The 24,765-nt window shown below is 66.5% G+C and carries 19 protein-coding genes; 6 read left to right on the top strand and 13 right to left on the bottom strand.

The window, feature by feature from the left end:
* Positions 1 to 44: 44 nt before the first annotated feature.
* The 3 genes from clpX to tig all read right to left on the bottom strand — a co-directional run bounded on the left by clpX (position 45) and on the right by tig (position 3,717).
* Positions 45 to 1,340, bottom strand: a complete 1,296-nt coding sequence (gene clpX, locus C7438_RS08055; RefSeq protein WP_121444857.1) for an ATP-dependent Clp protease ATP-binding subunit ClpX — start codon at positions 1,338 to 1,340, stop codon at positions 45 to 47.
* Between the two features lie 109 nt (positions 1,341 to 1,449).
* The gene (gene clpP / locus C7438_RS08060; RefSeq protein ID WP_289626243.1) at positions 1,450 to 2,055 is read right to left on the bottom strand and encodes an ATP-dependent Clp endopeptidase proteolytic subunit ClpP; all 606 of its coding nucleotides are present in this window, start codon (positions 2,053 to 2,055) and stop codon (positions 1,450 to 1,452) included.
* Positions 2,056 to 2,304: 249 nt separating this feature from the next.
* A complete protein-coding gene (gene tig / locus C7438_RS08065; RefSeq protein WP_121444858.1) occupies positions 2,305 to 3,717 on the bottom strand; it encodes a trigger factor in 1,413 nt (470 codons plus the stop codon).
* A gap of 152 nt (positions 3,718 to 3,869) precedes the next feature.
* Here tig and C7438_RS08070 point away from each other — a divergent pair, with 152 nt between their 5' ends.
* The 4 genes from C7438_RS08070 to C7438_RS08085 are packed head-to-tail and all read left to right on the top strand — an operon-like array spanning position 3,870 to position 6,904.
* The gene (locus C7438_RS08070) at positions 3,870 to 4,517 is read left to right on the top strand and encodes a GNAT family N-acetyltransferase (protein ID WP_121444859.1); all 648 of its coding nucleotides are present in this window, start codon (positions 3,870 to 3,872) and stop codon (positions 4,515 to 4,517) included.
* 56 nt (positions 4,518 to 4,573) lie between these two features.
* Positions 4,574 to 5,278, top strand: a complete 705-nt coding sequence (locus C7438_RS08075; RefSeq protein WP_121444860.1) for a CBS and ACT domain-containing protein — start codon at positions 4,574 to 4,576, stop codon at positions 5,276 to 5,278.
* Complete coding sequence (locus C7438_RS08080) at positions 5,275 to 6,420, top strand: acetoin utilization protein AcuC (RefSeq protein WP_121444861.1); 1,146 nt, start codon at positions 5,275 to 5,277, stop codon at positions 6,418 to 6,420. The genes C7438_RS08075 and C7438_RS08080 overlap by 4 nt, the downstream gene beginning before the upstream one ends.
* Positions 6,421 to 6,451: 31 nt before the next feature.
* Complete coding sequence (locus C7438_RS08085; protein ID WP_121444862.1) at positions 6,452 to 6,904, top strand: trehalose-phosphatase; 453 nt, start codon at positions 6,452 to 6,454, stop codon at positions 6,902 to 6,904.
* 94 nt (positions 6,905 to 6,998) lie between these two features.
* Here C7438_RS08085 and C7438_RS08090 read toward each other — a convergent pair whose 3' ends face one another.
* From C7438_RS08090 to C7438_RS08135, 9 genes are all read right to left on the bottom strand, one after another.
* Positions 6,999 to 8,060, bottom strand: a complete 1,062-nt coding sequence (locus tag C7438_RS08090; RefSeq protein WP_245956591.1) for a magnesium chelatase ATPase subunit I — start codon at positions 8,058 to 8,060, stop codon at positions 6,999 to 7,001.
* Between the two features lie 52 nt (positions 8,061 to 8,112).
* On the bottom strand, positions 8,113 to 10,203 hold the full coding sequence (locus tag C7438_RS08095; protein WP_121444863.1) for a VWA domain-containing protein: 2,091 nt from the start codon (positions 10,201 to 10,203) through the stop codon (positions 8,113 to 8,115).
* 50 nt (positions 10,204 to 10,253) lie between these two features.
* On the bottom strand, positions 10,254 to 13,949 hold the full coding sequence (locus tag C7438_RS08100) for a cobaltochelatase subunit CobN (protein ID WP_121444864.1): 3,696 nt from the start codon (positions 13,947 to 13,949) through the stop codon (positions 10,254 to 10,256).
* Between the two features lie 89 nt (positions 13,950 to 14,038).
* On the bottom strand, positions 14,039 to 14,854 hold the full coding sequence (locus C7438_RS08105) for an ABC transporter ATP-binding protein (protein ID WP_121444865.1): 816 nt from the start codon (positions 14,852 to 14,854) through the stop codon (positions 14,039 to 14,041).
* Positions 14,847 to 15,854 carry a FecCD family ABC transporter permease gene (locus tag C7438_RS08110; RefSeq protein ID WP_252393340.1) on the bottom strand — a complete coding sequence of 336 codons (1,008 nt, stop codon included), beginning with the start codon at positions 15,852 to 15,854 and terminating at the stop codon, positions 14,847 to 14,849. The genes C7438_RS08105 and C7438_RS08110 overlap by 8 nt, the downstream gene beginning before the upstream one ends.
* A gap of 129 nt (positions 15,855 to 15,983) precedes the next feature.
* The gene (locus tag C7438_RS08115; RefSeq protein ID WP_121444867.1) at positions 15,984 to 17,111 is read right to left on the bottom strand and encodes an ABC transporter substrate-binding protein; all 1,128 of its coding nucleotides are present in this window, start codon (positions 17,109 to 17,111) and stop codon (positions 15,984 to 15,986) included.
* Positions 17,112 to 17,427: 316 nt separating this feature from the next.
* Positions 17,428 to 18,117 carry a 5'-methylthioadenosine/adenosylhomocysteine nucleosidase gene (locus C7438_RS08120; protein ID WP_170143655.1) on the bottom strand — a complete coding sequence of 230 codons (690 nt, stop codon included), beginning with the start codon at positions 18,115 to 18,117 and terminating at the stop codon, positions 17,428 to 17,430.
* Positions 18,118 to 18,211: 94 nt separating this feature from the next.
* Positions 18,212 to 19,231, bottom strand: a complete 1,020-nt coding sequence (ccpA, locus tag C7438_RS08125; RefSeq protein ID WP_121444869.1) for a catabolite control protein A — start codon at positions 19,229 to 19,231, stop codon at positions 18,212 to 18,214.
* Positions 19,232 to 19,527: 296 nt separating this feature from the next.
* Positions 19,528 to 20,655: a bifunctional 3-deoxy-7-phosphoheptulonate synthase/chorismate mutase gene (locus C7438_RS08135; protein WP_121444871.1), complete on the bottom strand. Its 1,128-nt coding sequence runs from the start codon at positions 20,653 to 20,655 to the stop codon at positions 19,528 to 19,530.
* 218 nt (positions 20,656 to 20,873) lie between these two features.
* On the opposite strand from C7438_RS08135, the gene C7438_RS08140 reads away from it, so the two are divergent.
* Positions 20,874 to 23,063 (top strand): cell division FtsA domain-containing protein, encoded by a 2,190-nt coding sequence (locus tag C7438_RS08140; protein ID WP_121444872.1) that lies wholly within the window; start codon positions 20,874 to 20,876, stop codon positions 23,061 to 23,063.
* An 85-nt stretch (positions 23,064 to 23,148) separates the two neighbouring features.
* Here C7438_RS08140 and C7438_RS08145 read toward each other — a convergent pair whose 3' ends face one another.
* A complete protein-coding gene (locus C7438_RS08145; protein ID WP_147402028.1) occupies positions 23,149 to 23,532 on the bottom strand; it encodes a hypothetical protein in 384 nt (127 codons plus the stop codon).
* 142 nt (positions 23,533 to 23,674) lie between these two features.
* On the opposite strand from C7438_RS08145, the gene C7438_RS08150 reads away from it, so the two are divergent.
* Positions 23,675 to 24,739, top strand: coding sequence for a bis-aminopropyl spermidine synthase family protein (locus C7438_RS08150; RefSeq protein ID WP_211322155.1), 1,065 nt, complete (start codon positions 23,675 to 23,677; stop codon positions 24,737 to 24,739).
* Positions 24,740 to 24,765 lie beyond the last annotated feature (26 nt).

The raw sequence follows: 24,765 nt of genomic DNA on the forward strand, positions 1-24,765 counted from the left end.
CAGTATCGGCAGGGGGGCGTTTCCGTATACCTCCGCTCGGACGCTCAGGCGGTCTCTTCGCGCTTCACGAGGAGCCGCCCGTCCTTGCCGTAGAGGAGCGGCGGTCCGAGGCGAAGGACGGCTTCCGGAGTGATGACGACTTTGGCTACGTCCGTACGCGAAGGGACGTCGTACATGATGTCGAGCATGATGCTCTCTAGGATCGAACGGAGCCCACGCGCCCCCGTCTCGCGCTTGAGGGCCTCGCGAGCGATGAGCGTGAGCGCCTCTTCGGTAAACTCGAGTTCAACTCCGTCCATCTCAAAGAGCTTTTTGTACTGCTTCACGAGGGCGTTTTTGGGCTCTGTGAGGATCCGCCGGAGGGCTTCTTCGTCTAGGGGATCCAAGGTGGCGATCACCGGAACGCGGCCCACAAACTCGGGGATCATCCCGAATTTGATCAGGTCTTCGGGGATGACCTTGTGGAGGATTTCGTGCTTCGAGAGCTTTTGCGTCTGCATCTCCGCCCCGAAGCCGATCACCTTGGCGCCGAGGCGGCGCTTGATGATCTGTTCGATGCCCTCGAAGGCACCCCCCACGATGAAGAGGATGTTCGTCGTATCGATCTGGATGAACTCCTGATGCGGGTGCTTCCGCCCGCCCTGCGGCGGTACGTTCGCCACGGTACCCTCGAGGATCTTGAGGAGCGCCTGCTGTACGCCCTCGCCGGACACGTCGCGCGTGATGGACGGGTTTTCCGACTTGCGGGCGATCTTGTCGATCTCGTCGATGTACACGATCCCCTTCTGCGCCCGCTCCACGTCGTAGTCGGCGTTTTGGATGAGGCGGAGGAGGATGTTTTCCACGTCTTCTCCGACGTATCCGGCCTCCGTGAGCGTCGTAGCGTCGGCGATGGCGAACGGCACCTTGAGGAACTTAGCCAACGTTTCCGCAAGGAGCGTCTTGCCGCTCCCCGTGGGCCCCATGAGGAGGATGTTCGACTTTTGGAGTTCGACGTCGTCCTTGCGCCGGCGCTTGTTCCCCTTTGTGTAGATCCGCTTGTAGTGGTTGTACACGGCCACGGAAAGCGTCTTCTTCGCGAGTTCCTGTCCGATCACGTATTGGTCGAGGAAGGCGGCGATTTCCCGCGGCTTGGGGAGCTCCTTGAGCTCCTCGTGCTGCTCGTTTTGCATGTCTTCCTCGAGGATCTCGTTGATCATGGCGACGCACTCGTCGCAAATGTAGACCCCGGGACCGGCGATGAGCTTCTTCACCTCGTCCTGGGTCTTCCCGCAGAACGAACAGCGGAGAACCTCGTCTTCGTGCGGCCCTCCGGGTCCGCCGGGTCCGCGATTTGCCATGTAAACCACCTCCCCTGGCGAAAGATCTCACCCGACCGTCCGAAAGAAGCATTCCAAGAACCCCGGCGCGGCCGAGGCGACGCCCCCAACAGGAGCGCGGACGGGAGGTTCACGACTTGGGTTGTTGAATGACCGACGTGGCGTGGGTGATCACTTCGTCGATGATCCCGTATTCCCGGGCGTCTTCCGCGCTCATGAAGAAGTCGCGGTCCGTGTCCTGTTCGATCCGCTCGAGGGGCTGACCCGTGTGCGAGGCGAGGATTTTGTTCAGTCGTTCGCGCGTCCGGAGAATCCAATCCGCGTGAATCTTGATGTCCGTAGCCTGCCCCCTCACCCCGCCGAGAGGCTGGTGGATGAGGATTTCGCTGTTCGGCAAGGCGTAGCGCTTCCCCTTTGCCCCGCCGGCGAGGAGCACGGCGGCCATGCTCGCCGCCATGCCGATGCAGATCGTGGAAACGTCCGGCTTGATGAACTGCATCGTATCGTAGATGGCGAGCCCTGCCGTCACCGAACCGCCCGGAGAGTTGATGTACAGGTAGATGTCCTTTTCCGGATCCTCGGCGGCGAGGAAGAGAAGTTGGGCGACGATCAGGTTCGCCACGTGATCGTCGATGGGCGTGCCGAGGACGATGATTCGGTCTTTAAGAAGGCGCGAGTAGATGTCGTACGCCCGCTCTCCCCGCGCCGTCTGCTCGATCACCATGGGAATGAGCACCGCAAAAACCCCCTTCTTGCCCCTTTACTCTCTCCACCCGAGGGGCGCTCTACGCACCGCCGGATGCCGCACACCGACGGTACGGGTGCCACCTCCAGTTTACACAAAGCCAGGAGAAAAAAGAAAGGGGAGAAACTCCCCCGCACAGTCCGGCCGATGCGTCCCAAACTTGGAACGCCAGGCCCGCCGCGAACGCTTGGAAAACCCGAGGTTTACCTCTCCGCCGCAGACGCCCGCAAAGCCCGAAGCTCACTCCCGTTCCGCGTCCCCGGAGGATTCTTCGGCAGAACCTGCCCCCTCTGCGGAGGCGGCCTCCCCACCCTCGGAAGGCGCAGGGGCTTCCTCTACCCACGTGACGTACGAGAGAAGGCGGTCTACCACTTGATCGAAGAGGACGCTCCGGCGCAACGCCTCGTAGGCACCTTCCCGCCGCAAGACCCTCTCCAACTCCTCGGGAGTCGTGCGGTAGACCTGCGCAAGCTCCGCGAGCTTTTCCCGCCAGCGCCCCTCGTCGACCTCGATCCCCTCTTTGCGCGCGACGGCGAGCAGGGCGAGTCGGCCGACGACACGGCGGCGCGCCTCTTCCCAGTGTTCGCGAATGACGGCCTCGCGGTCCTTGTTCACGGCCTCGAGGTACCTCGCGAGGTCCATCCCCATGGAGCGGAGGACGTTGTCGAGCTCCTCCACGATCGCCTCCGCCTCACGGCGAATGAGCGACTCCGGGAGTTCGACTTCCGTGATGTCGACGAGCTTTTCGACGAGCGCGTCGCGAACCTCGCGGTCCTTGGCCTCGCGGACGCGTGCCTCGAGTTTCGCGCGGATGTCGGCCTTGAGTTCCTCCAACGTATCGAAATCGCTCACTTCGCGGGCAAACTCGTCGTCCAGCGGCGGGTACTCCTTGCGCCGCACGGCTTTGACGTGAACGGAAAGGCGGACGGGTTTGCCGCTCAAGGAAGCGTCGTGGTAATCTTGAGGTAGAGTGAGGAAAATATCCTTTGTTTCGCCGACGCGCATCCCCACGAGCCCTTCGGCAAAGCCAGGGAGGAGCCGCTCCGGTACGACCTCGACCGTGACCTCGTCCCTCTTCGCGTCTTCGAGTTCGCGTTCGGGGGCGTCCTCACCCTCCCCTTCCCGGAGGAACACGCGGTACGCGAGGTCCACCTCGTCTCCCTCTTGCACGACCGCCTCCTCCCCTTCGAGCGGACGAAGGACGGCGACGCGTTCGCGCATGGCGGCGAGTTCCCGCTCGACCTCTTCCTCGTCGACGGAAACGACGGGTTTCACGAGCGCGATCGAGCGGTAGTCGCCGACCTCCGCCTCGGGTTCTACGGTCACCGTCGCCTTAAAGCGAAGAGGCTGCCCCTTGCCGAGGGATTCGACGTCGATCTCGGGCTCCTCTATGGGAACGATGCCCGCCTCTTCCACCGCCGCACGGTACGCTTCCGGAAGAAGGACGTTCAAGGCTTCTTCGTACAAAGATTCGACTCCGTAACGCGCCTCGAAGATGAAGCGCGGGACCTTGCCGCGGCGAAAGCCCGGAACTTCGACGTGGCGAATCACGCGGCGGAAAGCCTCGTCCAGTGCGCGATCGAAGCGTTCGGCCTCGACTTCTACGGAGAGTACGCCTGCGTACGGGCCGGTGCGCGTAAACTCGACCTTCATGGGGGAAACCTCCAAAACCGTGGTGTTGGCGCCTTCAAACTCTTACAGTATAGCATACGCATACCTGAGGACAAACCCCCGGAGAACGGCCAAGAGGTGCGGTCGCCCGTAAGGGATTTGGCATCGCTCCGCCACGAGAGAGGGGAATTGTCGTGGTCGAAACCTTCCTCCACCGAAAGACGCCCCACCGCCGCGTGATCCCCGTAGAACACGGTCCGCCAATCGTCGTGGAAGGTCCCGTTTCGCCGGAAGAACTCCGCGCCCTCCGCATGCACCCGGAGCTCGACGCCTTTCGCCCGCCCGAACGGCAAAAGGAGGCCCTCGTGGAAATCGCCGGCCTCCCAGAGGGACGCGTGATCGTCGCCAAAGAGGAAGACACCATCGTTGGCTACGCGACCTTTCACGCTCCGGACGAGATCGAACGCTGGTCCCTCGCCCGCGACCCGCGAATCCTCGAGCTCGGCGCCATAGAGGTGGCACCGCCGTACCGCGGGCGCGGTTTGGCCCGGACGATCCTCGAAGTCTCCTTTGCCGACGAAGCTCTGGAGGAGTACATCGTCTTTACGACGGAGTACTACTGGCACTGGGACCTCGAGCGCACGGGACTCGACGTGTGGGGCTACCGTAGGCTTATGGAAAACCTCATGCGCAGCGTGGGGATGTACCCCGCGGCCACCGACGATCCGGAAATCGTCGCCCACCCCGCCAACGCCCTCATGGTGCGCATAGGAGCGCGCGTACCCATGGAGACGATCGAGCGCTTCGACCGCGTGCGCTTTATGCGCCGCCCGCTGTACTGAAGAAGCCCGCCCCTGCGGGTACCGTCGGGAAACTCGTGTATCGGGAGGGAAACGCCTTGCTCGTCCGCGAAATCATGAGCCGTCCCGTGTTTACCGTGCGGGCCACGGATACCCTCCGCGAGGCCTGGGAACTCATGCGCGACCGAAGAATCCGCCACCTGCCCGTCGTCGACGAGAGCGGGCGCCTCGTGGGCATCGTCACCGACCGCGACCTCCGTGGCGCAAGCCCCTCGAAGCTCATCTTTCACGAAAAGGACCTCGCCCTTCTCGAGGCCCCGGTATCCACAGTGATGAGCCAGGACGTAGAAACCGCCCACCCCCTCGACCCGATCGAGGAGGCTGCGCTCACCCTCGTAAAGAAAAAGATCGGCGCCCTTCCCGTGGTGGAGACGGGGAACCTCGTCGGCATCGTCACGACGACCGACCTTCTTCGGGCCCTCGTCGAGCTTTTGCGCGTAGACACGCCGTCGAGCCGGATCGACATCGAAGTCGAAGACCGCGTCGGTGCCGTACACGATCTCACAGGGATCTTCAAGGAGCTCGGGCTCTCCCTCTCGAGCCTCATCCTCTACCCCGCAGAACACCCCGGCAAAAGGCGCGTCGTCCTCCGGGTGATGACGATCGACCCGACCCCAGCGCTTCGGCGCCTCCGGGAGATCGGCCCACAAGAAGGAATTCGCCTGCTCTGGCCCGTAGAGGCCGCGGAGACGCCGCAAGGTCCGGAAGGAGAGACGAAGGACGCGTCGGGTGACGTGCGATGAGCGACGTAAAGCTCGTGTACCGCCCCGAAGTCCTCGCCTACAGCTTCCCCGACGGACATCCGTTCACGAGCCGACGTATCGAGGCGGCCGTGGACTTTTTGCAGTCCCTGGGAATCCTCCGCCCAGAAGACATCCTTCCCGGCCGCAAGGCCCGCGACGAGGACATCCTCCGCGTGCACGACCCCGCCTACGTGGAACACGTGCGCCGCGCGTCGGAAAACCCGTACGCCGCAAGCCCCGTCTTTGGCCTCGCTACGGCGGACGTCCCGGCGTTTCCGGGCATGCACGACGCTGCCGCCTGGGTCGTAGGGGGGGCGCTCACCGCAGGAGAAGCCGTTGCAGAAGGCCGGCTCGTCCACGCCTTCGTCCTCGGCGGCGGCCTTCACCACGCCCAGCGGGATCACGCTTCGGGATTTTGCATCTACAACGACGCCGCCGCCCTCATCCACCTCCTCGCCACGGATTACGGCATGCGCGTGCTCTACATCGACTTCGACGCCCACCACGGAGACGGCGTGCAGGCGATCTTCTACCGCGACGGCCGCGTGATGACCCTCTCCCTCCACGAATCCGGGCGCTACCTCTACCCCGGTACCGGTTTCGTGGACGAGCTCGGCGAAGGAGAGGGATTTGGCCTTTCCCTAAACGTCCCCCTCGAGCCGTACACGGAAGACGCCTCCTACCTCGAGATCGTCCACGCCGTCGTCCCCCTCGCCTTTCAGGTGTTTCGCCCCGACGTCCTCGTCACGCTTCACGGCGCCGATCCGCACCTCTACGACCCCCTCACGCACCTCTCCTTGAGCATCCGCCCCTTCGTGGAAATTCCCATGCTCCTCCACGAGCTCGCCCACACATACACCCACGGCCGCTGGATCGCCCTCTCGAGCGGCGGCTACGACTTCCGCGTCTTTCCCCGGGCGTGGGCGTGGGTTTGGTCCGCCATGGCCGAACGGCCCCTCGACCTCCATACCCCTCTCCCCGAAGATTGGGTGAGCCGTTGGAAACGCGTCCTCCAAGACCCCCTTCCGCCCGCCGTAGGCATCGATCCTCCGTTTCCCCAAAATCCGCGGGCCGAATCGATCACCGAACGCAACCGGCGCACGGTAGCCCAGCTCCTCCACCACCTCCGTCACCGGATGTAACTCCCTACCCGATGAGAGTAGGACCCTTCCGGTGAAACTCGTGATCGTCGCCAACCGCTTACCTTACCGCGTACGGCCGGATGGGGCGCTCGAGCTCAGCCCGGGCGGCCTCGTGTCCGGCCTTCTCTCGTTTTTCCGCGCCGCTGAACTGCAAACCGACGACTACCTATGGATCGGCTGGCCAGGAAATGAAGGAAACGAAGATCCAAAGCTGAGGGAGGCACTCGCGCACCGCCGGGCATTCCCCGTATTTCTAGACGCAAAAGCAGGGATGACCAAGGGAAGCGCCGCCCGACGTTTCCTCCGCGACCAGAGCTTTATCTTCGCCGCCGGCGACGATGTGACCGACGAGGATCTCTTCCGGGCCCTTCCCGAAACGGCGATCGCCGTGCGCGTAGGGGCGAAGCCCTCACACGCCACCTACGCCGTCCCCACGCCCCAGGACCTCCGCAAGATTTTGGAGGCGTTTGCCGTACGTTCCTAAAAAGACCCGCGTCGTCCGAATCCGTTTCGGGTAGCGGGAAGACGCGGAGTCTGCAGCCGTTTGCCTTCCGCCGCCGTCCCGTAAGGCTGCGCCCTTACGCGTACCTGTCCGCGGGTTCCGGTGCGGCAAATCCCGCCTCCTTTAGGGCGTCGCGGATCTTTATACGCCCCTCCTGCGCGTCTTCGAACGGCCGCCGCCGCATCCGGTGGCAGAGCGCCGCGTAGGCGACCGCCGCCACGTCCGCTTCGCCCGCCTCTTCCCGACCGGCAAGGGCGGCGTGGGCCCGCGCCGCCCGGAGGACGGCGAGGTCCGCCCGGTGCCCGTCGATGCCGAGCGCGAGCGTGAGTTCGGCCACCCGTCGGACGAGGGAGTCGGGAAGGGAAACGCGCGGCAAGCGGCGACGCGCCTCCACGACGCGGAGGCGGAGTTCGGACTCCGCTTCCGCGTACGCTTCGCGAAATGCCTCAGGGTCTTCTTCGTAGCGCAGACGTCGGCGCACCACCTCCGCGCGTTCCTCCACGTCCGCCAAGGCCTCTACCTCTACGCACAAGCCGAAGCGGTCGAGGAGCTGAGGTCGGAGTTCCCCTTCTTCGGGGTTCATCGTCCCCACGAGGAGGAAGCGAGCGGGGTGTCGGACGGACAGCCCTTCGCGCTCCACCACGTTTTCGCCCATCGCCGCCGCGTCCAATAGGAGGTCGACGAGGTGGTCGTCCAGGAGGTTCACCTCGTCGACGTAGAGGATCCCCCGGTTCGCCGCAGCCAAAAGCCCCGGGCGAAAGCGCACTTCCCCTCCGCGCAGAGCCGCCTCGACGTCCAGCGTTCCCACGAGCCGGTCTTCCGTCGTCGAGAGGGGCAAATCGACGACGCGCATCTTGCGCACGAGCACGGGAAGCGTTTCGCCGGCCTCCTTGCGCCGCTTGCAGCTCGGACACATCGCCGTCGGATCGTCGGGATCGCAGGCGTAGGGGCAATCGGCCACCACGCGGATCTCCGGGAGGAGCTCCGCAAGTGCCCGTACGGCCGTGGACTTCGCCGTCCCCTTTTCCCCGCGGATGAGCACGCCTCCGAGGTTGAGGTCCAAAATCCCCAAAAGGAGCGCCGTCTTCATCGCCTCTTGTCCGACGATGGCCGTAAAGGGATACGTCGCCCTTCCCAAGGCTCTTTCCTCCTCAGACCACGAGATTTTCCCCGGGCTTACGCCTCGTCTTTTACCTCGTCGCCGTCCTCCGGAGGAAGATTTCGCCCGCGGCGAACTCCTCAGGGGTGAGGAGGACGGCACCCATCGCACCGGCGATTTCGCCAGCTACGCCAAAACGCGTCCACCGCTCTTCCTCCAGATCCACGACGGCCCGGGCGACGCCTGCGGCGTGGGCGAACTCCCCGAACCATTCCGCCACGCGGAGCGCGCCGAGGACAGGGTCCGTCTCGGGAGGAAAGGGGACGTTTGCCCTTCCGTCGGTGAGGAGGACGAACCACCCCCGGACGTCCGGACGTTTGCGAAGTTCGCGCCGGAGGAGCTCCGCCGCGGCCCAAATCCCCTGCGCCAACGGCGTGCGCCCGCCCGTACGCACGCCCTGCAAGAGCCCGTGCGCCCGCTCCGGGCTGTGCGTAGGTGGGAGGAGGACCTCCACCGTCCTCCCGCGAAAGCCGACGACGGCCACGCGGTCCCGCCGCACGTAGGCTTCGGCGAGAAAGGCGAGGGCCGCCCTCCGGGCCAGGGCGAGGCGGCGGCCGCCCATCGAGCCGCTCAAATCTACGGCGAGGACGAGGAGCGTGCCCCGACGCCCTCGGACGAACCGGCCTACGAGGTCTTCGTGCCGGAGGGGGAGAAGAAGACCCGGCTGCCCCTCTCGGGCGGCCCGCACCGCCGCCCGCCGCACGGTTCCCTCCCAGTGGATGCGCGCTTCCGGCTTCCACGTACCGGGGCGAAGGGCCTTCCCCGATCCGACACCGACCCCGCCGGAGACCCCGCGCCCTCCCCCGGACCCGCGAGGCGTACGCGGCAGGTTTCGGGACACGGCGGGGTCTTCTCGGGGGAGTTCGCCGAGGTGTGCGGGACGTTCAACGTCCGAAGTCTCCAAGGGGCCCGCGGAGCCGAAGCTTTCGCGCGCGGAGGGACCGCCCTCTGCCTCGTGGGCCGCGCCGTCCGATCCGTGGGGAAGGGCATTCGCCTCCGAAAGATCGCCTTCCGCAGGAGGAAATCCTTCCGATGCCGAAGGGGGACGGACGTCGGAGTTCTCCGGAGGAGGTCCTTGTTCTTGTCCTCCCGCCTCGTCCGAGGCTTCTTCCGTTTGCGGCGCGCGGGGAGGGGGCGAACCGGGGGAAGGTCCCGCGACCTCTTCGAGCACCTCGACGCGCCGGGAGCGGTGGGCGAGCACCCAAGGGGCGGCGCGGCGGACGTCTTCCGGCTCGACGCGGCTTTTCCCCTCCCAGGCGGCGAGCGCCTGCGCGGCAAAGACGAGCTCGACCTCGGCCCGGTTTCCCGCCACCTCGGCGCGGCGCACGAGTTCCGCGGCGGCGCGCACGGCCCCCGGTGGGACCTCCACCAAAGGCAGGCGCGCCCGGGCCTCTCCGAGCCGCGCGCGCAAGGACTCTTCCCGTGCGGCAAAGCGTTGGGCGAATTCCGCGGGTTCGCTTCGAAAGGCGAGCGCGCGGAGCGCCGCCTCGGCGCGCAACGAGGCGGAGCGCAGCGGGAGAAAGCAAACGCTTAGGGCAAACCCGCCGGCCAAGGACCGAAGTCCCTCCCCGGTCGGGATGACGGAACCTGGGTCTGCGGGCCCGCTTGGGAAGCCCTTCGGCGACGGCGAAGGGGGAGAAGCAGTCGGGAGTTCCGCTTCGAAAGGGACGTCCACCACGGCGAGGAGGCGGAAATCTGCCGCCTCCCGGAGAGACCACGCTTCGCGCTCGAGGCGGTTTTCCCGCGACTTGTGGACCGCGAGGAGGGCAGCCAAAAGCTCGGGGTCCATGCGTTCCGCGCCGCGAAGGACGAGGAGTCCCCCGTGCGCTTCCGCCACAAGCCCGCGCCGCAGGGCGCTTTGGCCGCGAAGGGCCAGGGCGAGGTCTTGGGCGCCGAAGAGGCGGTCGGGGCTTACGCCCACGGGCACCTCCACGTACGGGCCGTCGACGAAGGGCCGAAGGGCGCGGGCAAAGCTCCGCTTCCCCGTTCCTGGGGGGCCTACGAAGAGGAGGCTCCTAAGCCCCGGGTGCACGAGGAAGAGGGCTACGGGGAGGAGGACGTCCTCGCGGCCGACAAAGGCGCTCAAAGGAAAGGAGGCGCCCTCGAGGAGTTCCCGTGGCATCGCATACCCCCCTTACAGGGCGCGAATGCGTCGCCTTCCCGACAAACGCCCTAATACGCGAGGGGCGTCTCAGAAGGGTTGTCGATCGCGCCCTCTGCGTCGCCCTCGAGCTCAAAGAGCGCAGCGCGAAAGGCCTTGCGTTCCTCTTCGGTCAAGGTGAGGTAGCCGCGCTCCACGACCTGCCCCATGAGACGGGCGATCTCCAGGGCGGCGTACGGGTTGTTTTCCGCGAGGCGGCGGCGCATCGCCTCGTCTAAGACAAAGGTGTGGAGCGCCTCGCGGAAGACCGCCTCCCCCACCACGTGCCCCGTCGCCTCGAGCCCGAGGAGGTACTCGATGCGTTCGCGCACCTGCTGCGCCCCGTGCGTGCGGTGGCGGAGCATCCCTTCGATCCACTTCGGATGAAAGAGGCGCGAGCGCACGGCGCGGCGGACCGCACGGGCGGCGTCGACGACTTCGGCCTGTACCCGCGTTGAATCCACGAGGAAGGCGGTCGGACCGCCCGCTCTGGCGCCGCGGACGCGGCGGGCGGCGGCGAGGAGGCCGCCGTAAAACTCGTAGTAGTGGTCGAGGTCGATCACGCTGTGTTCGGCACTATAGAGCACCTGTGTCGCCACGTCCACCTCCGCGAGAAGAGCGCGAAAGAGGTCGGGCTCGCGCACGAAACGCCCTTCCCAAAAGAGGTAGTGCATGGAACGAATGTAGGCGTCGGCGAGCTCCGCCTCCTCGCGCCACGCCCCTGTCTCCACGAGGGCGCGAAGCGGCGTCGCCCCGTAGTCTTCCGGAGGGGGCCCAAACACCCGCCCGCGGGCTTTGTCGCCGAACTCCGCTGCGCGCTCCTGCGCAAAGGCCGCAACCGGGTTTTGCCCTATTGGCTCGTCGGCGTTCGCCGCGAGTTCTGCGGCGGCGTGGAGGAGTTCGACGCAGAGGCCGCACAGGTCGCGGAACATCCCCGAAACCGTAAGGAGGACGTCCACACGCGGCCGCCCGAGTTCCTCCAGGGGGACGAGTTCGAGGCCGACGGGAAGACCCGTGGAAGACCGCCGGAGGCGGATTCCCAAAAGGGCGAGGGCCAAGGCCACCGTCTCCCCCTTGGTGGAGAGTTCGGCGTTCCCCCAGAGCACGAGGGCAACTCGGCGGGGGAGCCCCCCCGTCCGCTCGGCGTACTCCTTGAGGAGGTCGCGGGCGAAGTCCCGGGCGCGGCGCTCCGCAAGGGGGGAAGGGACGAGCCGCGGGTCGAACTCGTGGAAGTTCCTCCCTACGGGGTAGACCTCGGGCGTGCGGACGGGGTCTCCTCCCGGACCCACGGAGACGTAGCGGCCTTCGAGGGCGCGGAGGAGCCCCTCACCTTCGCGCCCGCCGCGCACGCGGTCGAGGAGGTCGCGAAACGCGCCTTCCACCTCCGGAGGCAGGACGCCCGTTTCCCCCGCCACAAAGCGCGCGAGAAGTGCCTTCCGCCGGGCGCGCGATCCCTCGTCTGAGGCGGTAAACTCCGGAGGGGCACCGGGTGGGTAGCCGCCTTCGAGGAGGGCGTTGAGGTAGCTTATGAGCGCCTCCCCTTCGAGACCGCGATCGAAGACGTGAAGCCCGGTGGGAATGAGGGCCTGTTTGAGGTGTTGGAGCTCGGCCGCGAGCTCTTCGGGCGACTCCGCCTCGATTCCCCGGGCGCGCGCCCGCTCGCGGATTTCCGCCCAGAGGGCGTCGCGCTCTCCCTCCTCCGCCCGGGCGAGTTCGCGTAGGCGGTCTTCGACCTCCAGGAGGTCGCCGTAAAGGCCGGCCTCCTCCACCGGCGGGGAAGCGTACGAGACGAGCACCGCCTGCCCGCGGCGCTTGGCGATCGTCCCCTCCGAGGCGTTTCCGACCCAGTAGTAATACACGTGCGGAATATCCCCCAGAAGGAGGGCAGGAAAGTCCTCTGCATCCACGAGGTTTTCCTTCCCGGGGGTGAACTCCAGGCTCCCGTGCATGCCGAAGTGAAGGAGGGCGTGGGCGCGGAAGTGGTCTTGAAGGTAGAAGTACACCGCGAGGTAGGCGTGGTGCGGCGGGAGCTCGAGGTCGTGGTGCGCCCGCGCGGGATCTTCGTGGACGCCGCGCGAAGGCTGAACGCCAACAAAGACGTTGCCCAGGCGCACGCCGGGAATCACAAACGCCCCGTCCTCGACGGAAATCGTTCCCGGCGGCGGCCCCCACGCGGCCTCAATCCGGCGGCGAACCCGCGAGGGGAGCTCCCAGTAGCGCCGCAGGTAGTCGGCGAGCGGATAGCGGAGTCCGCCCGGCGCCACCCACGTAGGGGAGTTCACGACGCCGTGTGCGAGGAGGAAGTCCGCGAGGTCCCCTTCGGGCACCTCGACGGTGTACCCGCGCTCGCGAAGGAGGAGGAGGAAGTGGCGGAGGCTCGCCAGGGTGTCCAGGTACCCGGCGGCTCCCAGATTTGCCTCCCCCGGCGGGTAGTTGTAGAGGAGGACGGCGATGCGCCGCTCGGCTGGCGAAGTGCGCCGGAGTTCCAGCCAGCGCGCGACGCGACGGGCGAGGCGCCGCACCCCCGGCGGGTACGGTCGTACGGTCTTCACCGGAGCGCCGATGTGGCTTTCGACGTTTGTCAGGACTTCGAGTCCTCCTACGTACACGGGCTCGATGAAGCCGTCGAGTTCGCGAAGCCCAACACCCACGGCGAGTTCGGCCGGCGACATGCGCGTGGCGGTCTTCCAGCGGGCGGTTTCCGTCTTGAAACCGATGTAGCCCATGAACACGGGGACACCGAGCGCCTCGAGGAAGCGAAACGTTTCCTGCACGCGGCCGCCCATGGGGCCGCCGCCCAGGCGGAAGTAGTTGAGGGCCACCACCGCGTCCACCGTCCGCCGCCCGTTTACGAGGAAGTAGCGCTCGGCGGCGTCGAGGAGGGAATCCACTTTGCCGAACACCGGAAGGACGTTGGCGTACGGGCGGAGTTCGTGCGTCAGGGCGTCTACGACTTCGCGGGAGGTTTCCGTCCCCTGCCCCCCGTAGAAGAGAATGCCGACCGTGGGGTGCTCTCCGGACGGGCGAACGACGCGGACCCACTCCTGAAAGTCCGTCGTGTACCCCGCCGGCGGGAGGTAGATCCCCGTCTCCGGGCGCTTCCGAGGCGGGGGAACTTCCACCTTACGTCCGCAGTACTCCCTGAGGACGAAGAGAAACATCGCCTCGAGGTTGTCTTCGCCGCCTTCGGCGTAGTACTCGAGGACCGTAAGCCAGTTCCGCATGTGGCGCATCTTGCCGAGGGGGAGGACCCCTCCTAGGCGCTTCAGCCATTCCTCCAGCTGACGAAGGCGCTTGGGCGGGCCGTCTTGCGGGCGGCCGAACGCCTCGTACAGCGCCGCCGCGTCCGGCGAAGACATGCGTTCGGCCTTCTTGTCCGCGGCGCGCACCATAGGGAAGTCGCGCCCGTGAAACGACCCCATGCGCACGAGGCGGAGGAATTCTGGCCCGCCTCCGAGGACGATCACCGTATTGGCGAGGGTGTCGAGCAAGGACGCGAGCTCCGACGAGCGCGGCGAGTGGCGGTGCACGTCGAAAAAGACGACGTCCGCGCGGCGCACGGCTTCCTTGAGGGCGGCGAATCGCTCCGCCGAACCGTCTCCACCCTCCCATTCTTCGGCGTAAAACTTGGCAAACTCCACGTCGGGAACGTGCGCCTTCACGCGCGCCGCGGCCCGGTTGAGGGCCCGCGTCTCGTCGAGATTGAGCAGAAGGGCAAAGCGGCACATCTCCCTCCCCGAGCCGAAGGTACGGTCGATCGCGCGCCAGAAGCCGTCGCGGGCGCGTCGTACCCCCGCCCGGGCGTCACCTCCTTGGGCTAAGCTCTGAGCTCCGAAACGTCGCGCTCGGAGCCGAGAAAACTCTTTCGGCGCGGCACGACCACGGGAACGCCCTCGACGATGCGGACGACAGCGACGAGTCCGAAGGCGTCCCGCAGGAGTTCCTCCGTGAGCACTTCCGTAGGCGGGCCGTCGGCCACGAGGCGCCCACGGGCGAGAACGAGAAAGCGGTCGGCCACGCGCGCGGCGAGGCTCAGGTCGTGGAGGACGAGGAGCACGGAAAACCCTTCGCGCCGCGCGAGGCGTTCGAGGAGGTCGAGGAACTCGACCTGGTGCGCGAGGTCGAGGAAGGTCGTAGGTTCGTCGAGGAGGAACAGGCGCGGCCTCTGGGCCAAGGCCATGGCGAGGTATACCCGCTGGCGCTCGCCACCGGAGAGCTCCCCCACGTTCCGGTGGCGCAGGTCCCACGTGCCCGTCACCTCCAAGGCCTCGCGCGCGACCTCGTCCAACCGAGGCGGCGCCAAGAGGCCGCGGTAAGGATAGCGCCCGCTCTGGACGAGTTCGGCGACCGAAAGGGGGAGGCGCGAGGGAACCTCCTGAGGGAGGAAGGCGAGGAGCCGGGCGAGCTCCCGTCCCCGGTATTCCTCCCGCGGCCGGCCAAAGAGGCGCACGCTTCCCGCCCGCGGCCGGAGAAAGCCCGCCACGAGGCGAAGGAGCGTGGACTTCCCCGAACCGTTGGACCCGACGAGGGCGACGATTTCCCCGGGGCCTACGCAAAAGGTGATGCCTTCGAGGGCGAAGGTCCCACGGGCAAACGCCAAACCTTCGACTTCCAGGACGCGGTCTTCACACATCTACGCCACCGACCCTGCCGCGAAAGAGGAGGTAGAGGAAGAAGAGCCCGCCGACGGCGGAGAGAAACACGCCGACGGGAAGCTCGAAGGGGGCGAGAACCGTCCGCGCCGCCGTATCCGCCAAGACGACAAAGAGCCCACCGAAGAGGAGGGACAGAGGAAGCACGTGGCGGTAGTCCCCGCCGACGAGCAGGCGTACGATGTGGGGGACGACGAGGCCCACGAAGCCCAAAAGGCCCGCCACACTCACCGCCGTCCCCGCGAGGAAGCTCGCCAACGCGATGAGGAAAAACCGGGCAGTGCGCACGGGGAAGCCGAGGGACGCCGCCACCTCGTCCCCGAGAAGGAGCATCTTGAGCGGTCGTACGGCGAAAAAGGTGAGGAGGATTCCCACGGCGGCGTACGGCAACGCCATGTGGACTTCCGGCCAGCTCACCCCCGTGAGCCTCCCGGCATGCCAAAAGACCACGGGCGCCACGCGGTCGCCGAAGACGACCATGAGCGCCGTCATCGCCGCGCCGAAGACGGCATTTACGGCAAGCCCCACGAGGATGAGCGTCACGGGAGCCGCCCCGCGGAGCCAAGCGACGGCGTAGATGAGGAGCGTCGTCCCCAATCCCCCGAGAAAGGCACCCAAGGGAAGGAAGGCGAGCTTCTCGGGAAAGAGGAGGAAGACGACGGCGGCGACGAGCCCCGCTCCGGCGGAGACGCCGATGAGCGCCGGGTCTGCGAGGGGGTTGCGCAAAACCCCCTGGAGGATGGCACCGGAAGCCGCAAGGGCGGATCCCACGAGCGCACCGGCGAGAAGCCTCGGGAGGCGGAGATCCCAGACGATGTGCTGCGCCGCCGTCCGTCCTTCGCCGCGGAGGGCCGCCCATACCTCTCCCGGAGAGAGGGAAACCGAACCGACGAAGAGCCCCCACCAGGCGACGAGAACGAGCGAGACCACGAAAAGGCCGCCAAGCAACCAGGCGCGCCGCCGAACCGCCGGCGGGTACAGCGGTTCGTCCGCGGGAGAAAAAAGGATGGGGGCGCGGCCGCGCCCCGAAGGTCCCACCTCACTCGTCGAACGCGCGTACACCTCTTCTCCTCCCCTCGTCGCATTCCCCATCGCCCTGAACGGGGGAAGTCACCTGCCCGGATGACCGCCCGATCCGCTAGGGGGTGCTCCACCCGGATGGCCGCCCGATCCGCCAGGAGGCGCTCCACCCGGATGACCGCCCGCGGGGGCGCTCACCGGGAGCTTCCCTTCGAGCGCGTCGGCAAAGAGGGCGAGGGCGTCGGCCACCTTCGGCCCCGGGTTCATCGTCGTGAACTCCGGGGGAAGGACGTACACGCGGTTTTCCTTTACGGCCTTTACGTTCCTCCAAGCCGGGTGTGACTCCATGTCCTTCAGGAAGTTCTGCCGCACCTCGTCGGGACGTCCGTGGGCAGCGAGAAGGATCACTTCGGGGTCTTTATCGACCACGAGTTCGGGACTCAAGGAAGCAAACGTCGGCCGATCGGGAAGCGGCGGAAAATCCTTGGCCACGTTTTCGCTCCCGAGGATCGTGAGGTAGTCTCCGAGGACCGAGGACGGGAGGGCGGCCAAGTACGTCCCCGGTGCACCCCAGACGACGAGCACGCGCTTACCGGACACCTTCCCGCGAAGCGCGGCGATCTTGGAATCGATCTCGCCGACGAGCTTCTTCGCCTCGTCTTCCTTCCCGAGCACCTTGCCTACGGTGAGGATCTCCAGCTTTACGTCTTCGACGGAGCGCGGCTGAAAGAGGAGGACCTTGATCCCCTTATCCTCGAGCTGGGCGAGGTGCGCCCTCAAGGACGCCGGGCCCAAAAGGAGCTCCGGACGGATCTCGAAAATCTTTTCAAAGTCCGGACCGCTCCCCATTCCAGGCGGAGAACCGATCTGCGGGACCTGTTCGAGCCCGGCGGGAGGCGCCATGTAGGATGTGGGACGGCCGACGATTTCCGCACCGAGCTTCGCCGCCACCTCGAGGTCGCCAGTGACGAGGGCGGCGACGCGCCTTACGGGCGCGTCGAACGCGACCTCGCGCCCCGTTCCGTCGCGGACGACGATCTTCTCCGACTTCGAAGCGGAAGCCTGCTCGGTCTGTCCTTCCGGCTTCTTCGGCTCCTCGGCCGTCTGTGCGCCCTTGCCGCATCCGCCGGCAAACGCCAAGGATGCCACGAAAAACACGACGAGCACCCAGACCAACGCGCGTGCGACGTTCCCCCTTCGCTTCTTCTCCCGAACCATACGCGCGCTTCCCTCCCGTAGGCGCGCCCGACGTACTTCGACCGGCGCGTTTCTCAGTGAGAATGATTCTCTGTGTCCTGATCCCCATTATACCGCCGCAATAGGAGGAGTCAATTGAATTTTTCGTGAATAATTTGAATCAGACCTTCTAAGAAAGAGTTAGTAGAAATAAAAGATTCGCCGGTGAGAACAAATCTCACCGGCGAAAAGGGACCACATCGAAGCGAGTATTGTCTAGACCGTCCGGCCTCCGACCGGAAGTGCGCTGCGCGGCGCGCACGGTCGGCCGCCCGTCCACGCCTTCCCGAGCGGAACGTCACCCGGCGATTGCGCGCACGAGGATGCGCGCCGCCCTCTCCGCCGTTTCGGCCAAGAAGGCGGTGAAATCCCGCGGCGCCTCGCCGTCCGCCGTATCGCTCACGGTGCGCAGGACGGCAAAGGGAATTCCGTTGGCCCACGCCACCTGCCCGAGGGCTCCCCCCTCCATCTCGACGGCAGCGGCGCGAAACTGCTCGCGAAGGCGGAGGACCTCCTCCCGATCGGCGACGAAGCGGTCGCCGGAGACGATGCGCCCGACGAGGGGCGGCTTCCCAGTCACGGCTTCCACCGCCCCAAGGAGGCGGGCGCGCAGCCGTTCGTCGGTGGGAAAGATCCACCGGTCGGCAAAGGGAATTTCCCCGGGGGCAAACCCCAGGGCCGTGGAGTCCACGTCGTGCTGAAGGACTTCGTCTGCCACGACCACGTCTCCCGGACGTAGCCCCGGGGCGACGCCGCCGGCCACGCCGGTGAGGTAGAGGGCGGAAACGGCGTAGCGGTCGATGAGGATTTGCGCGGCCATCGCCGCGTTCACCTTGCCTACGCCGGAGGCGATGAGGGTGACCTCCTGTGCCCCGAGGCGCCCGTGGACGACGGGCCGGCGGGCGGCTTCCCCTTCGCGCACGTCCTCCAGGTGGGAAACGAGCGGCAGAAATTCTTCACGCAAGGCGGCGAGTATCCCGATGCGCACGCGCGCTTCCTCCCTTGTACGTACCGGTTGATGAACCCCAATCCAAGGGGGGCGAAGATGCGAACCCTACGGCTAGGCATTCGACGAAAAGCGCCTACGGCGCTCCCACGCGCGGGCGCGTGGAGGCGCGGAACTCGATCCGGTGGGGCAGGACCACGTCCCGCGACTCCACCGGTTCCTGTCGGATGAACTTCGTGAGAAGCCGCATGGCGACGGCTCCTAGGTCGTACATGGGTTGCACGACGGAGGTGAGCATCGGGCGGACCATCTGGGCGATGCGCGTGTTGTCGAAGCCGACGACCTCCACGTCGTCGGGCACGGAAAGCCCGGCGTCCTGCACAGCGTGCACGGCGGCGATGGCAAGCTCGTCGCTCGCGGCAAAGATCGCCGTGGGCCGCTTTTCCTCCGGCAGGGCGAGGAGGGTGGCCATCGCCTTGAGGGCGCGCTCGTAGTACGGGTGCGTCTCCACGACGAGGTGCTCTTCGACGCGCCGACCCCGTTCCGCCAACGCCTCCACGTACCCGGCGTAGCGAGCGCGCGCCATGGGGGCGTGAAGGGGATCCGTGAGGAAGGCGACGCGCTCGTGCCCGCGGTCGAGGAGAAAGCTCACGGCATCGTAGGCGGCACGGCGCAGGTCGATGCGCACGGAGGCGAACTCCCGTTCCGGATCCTCCGTGGCCACGAGGACGACCGGGACGTTGGCGGTCTTAAACAGGCGGCGGTGGGCGTCGTCCAAATGGCCGCCGAGGAAGAGGATCCCCTCCACCTGCCGCTCGAGCATGCTCCCGATGAGCGAGAGCTCCTTTTCCCGGTTGGCATCCGAGCTGGAGATGAGGATGTCGTAGTCGTACATGTTGGCGATGTCTTCGATGCCGCGGGCGAGCTCGGCAAAGAAGACGCTCGAGATATCGGGCAAAATCACCCCGATCGTCGTCGTCCTGCGGCTTGCGAGCCCGCGGGCGACGGCGTTGGGGCGGTATCCGAGTTCCTCGATGACCTTGAGGACCTTTTTCCGCGTGGCGGGGCGTACGTTGGGGCTTCCGTTGATCACGCGGGATACCGTGGCCATGGAAACGCCCGCGCGCTTCGCCACGTCGTAAATTGTTACGGGCATGGCCATCCCCTCCCGGTGGCCTACACCTTGAAAGCGATCTCACGAGCATTCTACCAGAGCTCCAAAGGCCTTTCAATAGGTTGCGGAGATTTTTTCATAGGTTTTCAAGAAGACGGGGACGAGGAGCCCATACCAGAGCGCACCGAAGGGATTGCCGGGCAAAAAAGAAAAAACGCCCGATCCTAAGAGGACGTCGGGCGGTTCTTTGGGGATTTCGGCGCCTTCGTCGGCCGGGCCTCTTCGGCTGCGAAAAAATCCGCCGCCGCAGGGTAGAGCGGCGGCGGATTTCACCTCCCCTACACGACGGCGCCGAACATCCGGCGGATCTCCCCGAGCCACGCACGGAATTCGGGGATGTTCACCTGCTGCTGGGCATCGGACAAAGCGACCTCCGGCTGCGGGTGGACTTCGATCATGAGGGCGTCGGCCCCCGCGGCGAGGGCCGCCTTGGCCAAGGGGAGGAGGATGTCCCGCCTTCCCGCGGCGTGGGTGACGTCCACGCACACGGGCAAGTGCGTTTCCGCCTTGAGAATCGGAACGGCGGAAATGTCCAACGTGTTGCGCGTCGCCCGTTCAAAGGTGCGGATTCCGCGCTCGCAGAGGATCACGTTCGGGTTCCCGTGGGCGAGGATGTACTCCGCGGCGTACTTGAACTCCTCGATCGTCGCGGAAAGCCCCCGCTTGAGGAGCACCGGACGGTCGATGTGTCCCGCCGCCTTGAGCAGGGCGAAGTTCTGCATGTTGCGCGCCCCGATCTGGACGACGTCGATGTAGGGAAGGGCCATCTCGAGGTCTTCCGGCGCGAGGATCTCGCTTACGACCTTGAGGCCGAATTCGTCGGCCACCTCGCGGAGGATCTTCAACCCGTCGAAGCCGAGCCCTTGGAAGTCGTAGGGCGAGGTGCGCGGTTTAAACGCCCCACCCCGAAGGAGCGTAAGCCCCTCCTCCCGGAGCGCTTCGGCCACCGCCCGCGTCTGCTCGTAGGACTCCACGGAACAGGGACCGGCGACTACCGCCGGCACGCCGGCGCCGATGCGTACGGGACCCACCTCGACGACCGTATCTTCGGGGTGCCGCTTCCGGCTCACGAGGAGCGAGGCTTCTTCTTCTTTCTTTTGCAGTTGAAGCGAGGCGGCGAAGATCGTCTTGAAGATGTGGCGAATCGTGGTATCATCGAAAGGACCGGGGTTCATCGCCGCGAGGCGGTCGAGCATCTCCTTTTCGCGCACGGGGTCGAAGCGGTTGATCCCCTGTCGAAGCTTGAGACGGCCGATCTCGAGTACCACCTCCGCGCGGCGGCTGAGCCAGCGGAGGATCTCTGCGTTGATCTCGTCGAGTTCCTTGCGCAACGCCTGAAGGGTGCGCTCCGCGGTCTGCTCTTCGGTTTCGCGAGAAGCCAACTCCCCCACCCTCTCGGTCCCCATTCCCGGCACTCCTCGCCTTGCGGGACCCCGTGTTTTCGCGCTTTTATGCATTGATGCTTTTAAGGGGTAAAGTAACCCCTGTTGTTGGGTATTATAGCACGGCCCGGCTACTCTGTCACGGCTCGAAACCCAAAATTTGTACCGCGTTTGGCGGAGGAGAAGGCGACACCCGCCTGTCGCCTTGTGGGCCAAATTCCGGCATCGGAGAGGACCAAACGATGCGCTTCGCGCTCGACATCGGAACGCAAAACGTCGTCGGCGTGCTTCTCGATGAGGTCAAACGAGACGGGGGAGGCGGAACCCGCACGTTCCGACCGATCGCCTGGGCGGAAGCCGCGCACGTCCACGGGGCGATGCGCGACGGACAAGTCCTCGACGCGGTGCGCGCCGCCGAGACCGTACGCCGCGTCGCCGACGCCCTCTTGGCTTCGGCAAACGTTCCCCACCTCCCGCCCGTCCGCCTGGCGGCGGCGGGACGGGCGCTCACCACCGTCCGCGGGTACGCCCGGGAAGCGAACGGCATCCGTCGTCGTTTCACCGAAGAAGACGCCTCGCGGCTGATCTGGGGGGCGCTGGAGCACGCCCGGCGCGAGGCGCCAAAAGGCGCGACCCTCGTAGGCTACGAGGTCGTGCGGTTCCTCCTCGACGACGAGGAATACCCCTCCCTCACGGGACAAAGCGGCTTCGTCGCGGAGGGAGAGGTCCTCGCTACCTTCCTCCCGCGGGCGGTCCTCGACGGACTTTTGGCGACCGTAGAGCGTGCAGGCCTCGAACCCCACTCGATCACCCTCGAACCCCTCGCCGCCCTGCACGCCGTCGTCCCTCCCGAACTCCGCCACCTCGACCTCGCCCTCGTAGACATGGGGGCAGGAACGAGCGACGTGGCGATCGTCCGCGGAGGGAAGATCGTCGCCTACCGCATGCTTCCTCTCGCAGGGGACGAGCTCACAGAAGCCCTGGCGCGCGAACTCTTTGCGGGAATCGACGAAGCAGAACGCGTAAAACGGGAAGCCTACGGGAATGTCGGAACGGATGAGTTCCTCTCCTTCGAAGACGCCCTGGGGCGGGTGCGGAATATCCGCGCCGCGGAGGTTCGCGAGCTCCTCCGACCCACCCTCTCCCGAATCGCAGACGCCCTCGCCGAGCTCCTCGCGCCGGAAGACGTGCGCCCCCAGGGGATCTTTCTCGTGGGCGGTACCTCGCACATCCCCGACTGGCCTCGCATGCTCGCGGACCGCCTCGGCCTTCCCGAGGAACGGATCGTCCGCCGGGACGCGCGGGGGATTCGCCGCCTCGCCCTCTCCGCGGACGACCCCGCGGGCCCGGAAACGGTCACCCCGTACGCCATCGGCGTCGCGGAAGAAGAAGCGATCCTTCGGGCGACGGGTGTGTGGGTGAACGACCGGCCGACCATCGTCCTTGGCTTTCGCACCCCCACCGTCGCCGACGCGCTCCTCGCCGCGGGAGTCGGGCCGCGAGACGCCTACGGCCCTCCCGGTGCCGGCATAAGCGTGCGCGTGAACGGCGAACTCCGCACTTTCCCTGGCGAATTGGGAGAACCGCCAATCCTCGAACGAGGAGGGGAACGCGTCACGCCGGACACTCCCATCGCCGCGGGCGACCGAATTTCCGTGCGCCGCGGAGCGCCCGGGCGTCCCAGGCGGCTCGCCGTACGGGACCTCCTCCACGCCCAGGACTACGTACCCCTCATCGTAAACGGGGCCTTCCGGCTCTTCCCCCCACTCGTATTCCGCCGGGGGGAGCGCCTTTCCCCCGAGGATGCCCTTCACGACGGAGACGAGGTTCTCGTCCGGCCCTTGACCACCGTCGGAGACCTCCTCGAGTCCCTCGGGGCACCCGAACCGTGGTGGGAGGAACACACGGCCGTGGTGGACGGCCGCTCCGTCCGCTGGGTTCGCCGGGCGGTGCGCGTGTGGGAAGAAAGCCCCGAAGGGCGGCGTGAGCTCCCTCCCCACTCCGCCCTCGGGCGCGGGATGCGGCTCTTCCTCTCCCCCGTCCCGCTCGTTCACCCCCCGCTCGGGGAACTCCTCGTACCCGGCGAGGGCGAGGTGCCTACGACGCTCGTGTACGTACAAGGGCGGCCGGTTCGCCTCCCTCGCCTGCGTAGGGTTTGGCGCACCCCCGACGGGCGCACCTTTACCCGCGAAACGCCCGTGGAACCGGGCGTGAGCCTCGTGCGGGTGGAGGAGCCGCTCCCGGAACCCACGGTGGGAACGGCGCTTTCCGCCGCCCTTGCGGAACTTCCCCGACCGCCGGCGGGATTTCGCCTCCGCCTCGAAAAAAACGGCCTTCCGGCTGCACCGGAAGACCCCGTACGCGAAGGAGACCGCATCGACCTTCGCCTCGAACGACGCGAACGCGGGGACGAAGGAAATCGTACCCCGTGAGAAACCGGGAAAAGGGACAAACGCCCACCCCGCTTGCGCGAAGCGCGTGCCGCGTGCCACCGGCACAGAGGCAGCTCGGCAGAAGTCAGCGCGCGCTCTGCCGCCGAAGCGGACGCCGGACGATTTCCTTTTCCCAACGGCCGTCTCCCGCGAGGCGGGCGGCCTCCCAGAGGTAAAAGAGCTTTTCGGCTTCGGCCAAGTCCTCGGGGTCCACGAGAACGACCTCACGCGGAGCATCCTCCCCGTCAAGGGCTTCGAGAAATTTGCGGAGAAAGGGGCGAAAAGGCCGGGGAACTTCTGCGTACCCACACACCGGGCAGCGCAACACGGGGACGTACCGCAGCGTGTGCCCGCGGTAGAGGAGCATGCGCAGCTCTACCTCTCGGGGAGAGCCGCAACGTGGGCAGACGGGTACGGTAAAGGCTTCCTCCAAGGAGACCGCCTCCCGAACGGATGCAAAAGGCCACACGAGATCCCTTCGCCTCCGCCGCATTAAATCCTTCCGCGCCGTCCGTGCCAAATAGATGAAGCGAAGCCTCCTATCTGCTATCATAGGAACGCCGCCGCACGGCGGCAGAACGATACGATTTTCGCACAAGGTAGGTGAAAGCGTGGATCCCCTGTCGCAACTTGCAGCGCGCGCCCAGGAACGGGGAGGCGTTCGCCTCTACCGCAAAAACGTGGAAAAGGCCCTCACCGCCCTTAGGAGCACGGAGGACTTTTGGTCGTTCGTCGACCGCGCGGATCTCCCGGTGCCGGCGGCGGCGGCAATCGTCGAAGTCCTCCGGGAAGACGGGTACCTCGCCGTCGAGGAAGACCGCCTCCGATGGACTCCGGCAGGGCTCACCTGGCTCGAAACGCAAAACGTCCCCCCCTACACCTCCCACCTGTGCCCCGCGTGCGAAGGCCGGGGAATCCCGTTTACCGCGGATAAGGACCTCTACCGCGAATTTCTCCGCGTAAGCGCAGGCCGACCGCCGGCCATTCAGGACTTCGACCAGGGATCGGTGACCCCGGAGACGACCGTATCGCGCGTCCTCTTCCTCGAACAAAACGGCGACCTTTGGGGCAAAGACATCCTCGTCCTCGGGGCGGAGGACGACCTCACGGGGCTCGCCATCGCGCTCACGCGCAAGGCGCGCCGCGTACTCGTCCTCGACATCGACGCCCGGCTCGTCGAGTTCGACAACCGCGCCTTCCGCGAACTCGGGATCGACAACGCGGAAGCGCGGGTCTTCGACCTGAGGAACCCCTTGCCCGATGAGCTCCTCGGCGCCTTCGACGTCTTCGTCTCCGACCCCCCGGAAACCCTCGCCTCCTTCCGCGCCTTCATCGGCAGGGGGATTGCTGCCCTGCGGGAGGAGGGGGCCGTGGGGTACTTCGGACTCACGTTGCGCGACGCCTCCGTGTACAAGTGGCGGGAATTCCAGCGCCTCCTCACCGGGGAATTCGGAGTGGTGATCACGGACATCCTCCAGAACTTCAACCACTACATGAACTGGGACTACCACCCGTACACGCGGGCGGCGCAGATCGCCCCCGTCGCCGCTCCCCCGCGCGACATTTGGTACCGCTCGGCCTGGTACCGCATCGAAGTGCTCCCGGGATTCGTCCGCTGGAACGAACCGATCGACGACGACGTGTTTTACCTCGACGAGGAAGGAACGACCACTTAGAAAGGCCGAAGAGCCGGGGGTCGACT

Origin of the sequence: Brockia lithotrophica (genome assembly GCF_003633725.1) — a bacterium.
GTDB classification, from domain to species: Bacteria; Bacillota; Bacilli; order Thermicanales; family DSM-22653; genus Brockia; species Brockia lithotrophica.

Bases quoted from the DNA above. Each gene is read 5' to 3' on its own strand.
- clpX (WP_121444857.1), bottom strand. From the start codon at position 1,340: ATGGCAAATCGCGGACCCGGCGGACCCGGAGGGCCGCACGAAGACGAG.
- tig (WP_121444858.1), bottom strand. From the start codon at position 3,717: ATGAAGGTCGAGTTTACGCGCACCGGCCCGTACGCAGGCGTACTCTCC.
- C7438_RS08080 (WP_121444861.1), top strand. From the start codon at position 5,275: ATGAGCGACGTAAAGCTCGTGTACCGCCCCGAAGTCCTCGCCTACAGC.
- C7438_RS08095 (WP_121444863.1), bottom strand. From the start codon at position 10,203: ATGCCACGGGAACTCCTCGAGGGCGCCTCCTTTCCTTTGAGCGCCTTT.
- C7438_RS08100 (WP_121444864.1), bottom strand. From the start codon at position 13,949: ATGTGCCGCTTTGCCCTTCTGCTCAATCTCGACGAGACGCGGGCCCTC.
- C7438_RS08105 (WP_121444865.1), bottom strand. From the start codon at position 14,854: ATGTGTGAAGACCGCGTCCTGGAAGTCGAAGGTTTGGCGTTTGCCCGT.
- C7438_RS08115 (WP_121444867.1), bottom strand. From the start codon at position 17,111: ATGGTTCGGGAGAAGAAGCGAAGGGGGAACGTCGCACGCGCGTTGGTC.
- ccpA (WP_121444869.1), bottom strand. From the start codon at position 19,231: ATGCCCGTAACAATTTACGACGTGGCGAAGCGCGCGGGCGTTTCCATG.
- C7438_RS08135 (WP_121444871.1), bottom strand. From the start codon at position 20,655: ATGGGGACCGAGAGGGTGGGGGAGTTGGCTTCTCGCGAAACCGAAGAG.
- C7438_RS08140 (WP_121444872.1), top strand. From the start codon at position 20,874: ATGCGCTTCGCGCTCGACATCGGAACGCAAAACGTCGTCGGCGTGCTT.